Annotated in this window: 4 protein-coding genes; all 4 read left to right on the plus strand. The window is 45.0% G+C overall.

Features of this window, described 5'->3' with window-relative positions; genetic code table 11:
* Nucleotides 1-194 (plus strand): tagaturonate reductase (locus tag IH879_20960; GenBank protein MCH7677399.1); only part of this gene is annotated, 194 nt, incomplete at its 5' end.
* Nucleotides 195-488: 294 nt separating this feature from the next.
* Complete coding sequence (gene eda, locus IH879_20965; protein MCH7677400.1) at nt 489-1,133, plus strand: bifunctional 4-hydroxy-2-oxoglutarate aldolase/2-dehydro-3-deoxy-phosphogluconate aldolase; 645 nt, start codon at nt 489-491, stop codon at nt 1,131-1,133.
* A gap of 177 nt (nt 1,134-1,310) precedes the next feature.
* Nucleotides 1,311-2,345 carry a sugar kinase gene (locus IH879_20970; GenBank protein MCH7677401.1) on the plus strand — a complete coding sequence of 345 codons (1,035 nt, stop codon included), beginning with the start codon at nt 1,311-1,313 and terminating at the stop codon, nt 2,343-2,345.
* Between the two features lie 1,245 nt (nt 2,346-3,590).
* Nucleotides 3,591-4,018: PEGA domain-containing protein (locus tag IH879_20975; GenBank protein ID MCH7677402.1), on the plus strand; the 428-nt coding region annotated here is incomplete at its 3' end.

The raw sequence follows: 4,018 nt of genomic DNA on the forward strand, positions 1-4,018 counted from the left end.
CTTTTTTCTTTGATCTCTGGAAAGCATTTGAGCAGAATAAAGACTTTGCAACTCTGACCCAGCAGGTATTAAAAAATGATGAATTCTGGGGTAGAGATTTGAATGAAATCCCTGGTTTGAGCGACGTTGTCTGCCGGCATGTTGAAACGATTCTTGCAAAGGGGATGGCAGGTGCGCTTAACGATTTGCTGTAACTCGGCATTGATGTCGAGAGGGTTAGGGCTGTCCAAAAAGCGATAACGACGCTGACCTTTTTCAAAAAGGTTCGCGTCTTCTTGACCCGGACACAAACGCTAACCTTCTTGGAGAAGGTCAGCGTTTCCTAAGAGAATAGAGCGAAGGCGTCTCGCCGAGCGTTTTTCGAAGTTCTGCGCTTATCCATCCTCGGCGGCACGCCTTCGGACTAGTTTTTTTGACTTTTGATTGTTTATCAAAACCAACTTTTCTGAAAAAACGAAATTAAAAACGGTTAACCAAAGAGAGAAAATATGTCTCGAATTGAAATTGTCAAACAAATGCTCGACTGCGGTGCGGTCGCCGTCATTCGCATGAGCGACTCGCAGAAACTCATGAAAGTGGCCGAAGCCGTCTGCAAAGGCGGCATTCCTTTTTTGGAGATTACCATGACCACACCGGGCGCGCTTCAGGTGATCGAAGCTTGTGCGAAGAAGATGGGAGACGAGATTTTAGTCGGCGTCGGTTCTGTTCTTGACGCCGAAACCGCACGGTTGGCCATCCTTGCCGGCGCACAGTACGTGGTGAGCCCCATCTTGAATCCGGAAGTCATCCGAATGGCGCATCGCTATGACGTCCCGGCGATCCCCGGGGCCTTTACTCCAACGGAGATTTTACAAGCGCATGAACAAGGAGCGGATATCGTCAAAGTGTTCCCCGCCGATGTCGTCGGGATGGCCTTCTTTAAGGCCGTTAAAGCCCCGCTGCCGCAGGTTAACCTAATGCCTACGGGCGGCGTTTCTTTAACAAACGCCGGAGACTGGATAAAAGCCGGCGCCTGCGCGGTTGGCGTGGGCAGCGCGCTGTTAGACAAAAAGGCAATCGCGGATGAAAACTACCCTGTATTAACTGAGAATGCAAGAATCTTGCGCAAAAGTATTTTGGAGGGACGTAAATAGAATCTAAATTGAGCGATTAGCTTTTGGCTATTAGCTCTTAGCTGATAAAAATCAATTAGTTGAAAATGGTTAATGTAGTTCACCTAATAGGTGAAACGATATTCAGGATGTAAATTCATTAAAAATAGAAGCCAAAGGCCAGGAGCTAATGAACAAACGCGTATTTTAGGTAGAATTATGAGTCATAAAATCGTTATGTTAGGCGAAATCATGTTGAGGCTTTCGACGCCGGGCTTCAGCCGCTTTGTGCAGGCGCCAAGCTTTGACCTCACCTACGGTGGCGGGGAAGCCAATGTCGCCGTCTCTTTGGCGAACTACGGCTTGCAGAGCTATTTTGTAACAAAATTACCGGCCAATGAAATTGGACAGGCGGCGCTGAACCATCTGCGCAGATTCGGCGTGAATGTCGATTATATCGTACGTGGCGGCGAGCGTCTTGGAATTTACTTCCTGGAATCCGGTGCGAGCCAACGGCCGTCGAAGGTCATTTACGACCGCGCTCATTCTGCTGTGAGTGAACTGAAATCCGCTGAAGTTGATTGGCAGAAAGTGTTTGAAAATGCAACCTGGTTTCATTGGACCGGGATTACGCCTGCCCTTGGCCAACTCTCGCAGGAGTGCTTAGAAGAGGCTTGCAAAGCCGCAAAAGCGGCCGGCGCCACAATCAGCTGCGACTTAAACTTCCGCAAAAAGCTCTGGACGCCTGAACAAGCTCAAGCCACGATGCGCCCTTTGATGGAATACGTCGATGTCTGCATTGCGAATGAAGAAGACGCAGAAAAAAGTTTGGGGCTAAATGTAAAGGACTCTGACGTGGATCAGGCAAAACTGGACGAGACCGCTTACTTTGAAATCGCTGAGAACCTAAAAAGGGATTACGACTTCCAGACCGTTGCAATTACCCTCAGGGAAAGCTTTTCGGCTTCCCGGAACGGTTGGAGCGCACTGCTGCTGGACAAAAAAGATTGCCAAAAGCCTTACCATTCCCGTCATTACGACATTCAAATTGTCGACCGTGTTGGCGGCGGAGATGCTTTTGCTGGTGCACTCATCTTTGCGCTTCTCAGCAAAAAGAACACGAAAAATGCTTTGGAGTTTGCGGTTGCCGCATCCTGCCTCAAACAGACAATTCCAGGCGACTTTAACCTGGTGAGCGCCGAGGAGGTCGAGAAACTAGCCGGAGGCAGTGGTTCAGGGCGAGTAGAGCGCTGATCTGAAAATAGCATATATTTTCGCGTATCCAGCACCAGGTCTCAAAGGCTTCAGGGGTTAACGTATGGAAAGCATGGAGCTTAGTAGTGTGCTCTCTCAATATTATCGCAATGTGGATAATAGTGTTTTCGTGTTCGAGTATTTACGTAAACACTTTAACACCTGAACACGCTAACACTGTATATTTCCCGGTTGTTTAAGAAACGTTGCACTAGAAAGCAAGAAGTATGATGAGTATGAAGGAGATAGCCGTGCCATGACGCTTTACAAAATCTCAGACATGAGGGGAGAGTCAATATGACCAGGCTTCCTGATACCAGAAAGCGACTTTATGATGTCATTGATTTGGATGAGTCGTGAAAGTTCTTAAAATACTTGATATTTCTAACATTTTTATTATATAAGCCTCGTGCCGATTGTCGGGAATGAAGATAAAAAAGATTGGCAGATGGCATCTGAGAAGAAGGCCCGCAATGGTTCTCAAAATAAATCAGGGGTAATATTACGGCAATGGAAAAGTTTTTCTTTAAATCTCCTATTGCCCGAAGCGTGATAAAATAAAACACTTGCCGGGGTGGTGAAATTGGCAGACGCGCTGGACTCAAAATCCACCTCCCTTTCTTCCTAAGTTAAATAAAAACAATATACTTACCGATAGTAAAATTTCACAATCCCAAACACAGGTAACTACTTGTTTTTACATAGAGCGACACTATCTAACATGACAAGCATGGTGAAAAAATTGTGAAATTTAGAAAGAGGTTGCCATCCGGTGTGCTGCCGCTCTGATCAACGAATTTGCCGATAAATATCCCCCTGCCATCAAATGTTTTCAAGAAGACCTCGGAAAGCTGCCTGCGCATATCGATTTTCCGGCTGGTCATCACAAATATATTCGCACCACCAATCTTCTGGAGCGAGCATTTGTTGAACAGAACGACAGACCAAAGTGATCCCGATCCCGCGCTTTCTGGATGAAAAAAGTTGTTTAAAACTGGTCTATGCCTCTTTGATTCAGTCAGCCAAAGCCGGCGACGCGTCTCAATGGTGAATATAACCTGGTTTTGTTAAAGAACATTAGAAAGCTTTATGGATTCAAAGCGTGAAATTAGCATAACTTTACTAAAGTTAATCAAGTAGAAGACGTTATAATAAAAGATGTCGGATAGTCTATTAGTTAGCCTGAACTAAGGCACAATCAAAAGTATAACGGACTCGGTTTTTTGAAGAGCAAAAGACGTTATAATGCACTTAAAATTGTTGATTTTAATATCTACACAAGTACTTTGCCAATACGCTTATTTGTGTGCTCAATCAAATAACAACGAGACTATACCTCCTGACGCATTAGAGATAGATTCTGAACCCCAGGGAGCAATGGTGAGAATTTCAGGTAAATATATTTTTATTGGCAGAACTCCTTTTGTAGTCCCGTATTCTCTTTATGGAAGATACAAGATCCAGGCAAAGAAAGATGGATATGAAGATGCAAGTCGCACAGTTAATTTCTTCGGGGATAAAAACCCTAAAATAACTTTTTACCTCTCTAAGAAAACGCGGTTGAAGGCAGCTATGAGATCTACCCTGTTACCTGGGTGGGGACAATTTTATGGACAAGGTAAAATTAAAAGTCTTGTTGTTATTATGGGACAAACCGCTCTTGGAATTAAAAC

The sequence above is a fragment of the candidate division KSB1 bacterium genome (assembly GCA_022562085.1).
Lineage (GTDB): Bacteria > Zhuqueibacterota > Zhuqueibacteria > Oceanimicrobiales > Oceanimicrobiaceae > Oceanimicrobium.

Excerpts from the sequence above, each read along its gene's own strand:
- eda (MCH7677400.1), top strand. The coding sequence starts at position 489 with ATGTCTCGAATTGAAATTGTCAAACAAATGCTCGACTGCGGTGCGGTC.
- IH879_20970 (MCH7677401.1), top strand. The coding sequence starts at position 1,311 with ATGAGTCATAAAATCGTTATGTTAGGCGAAATCATGTTGAGGCTTTCG.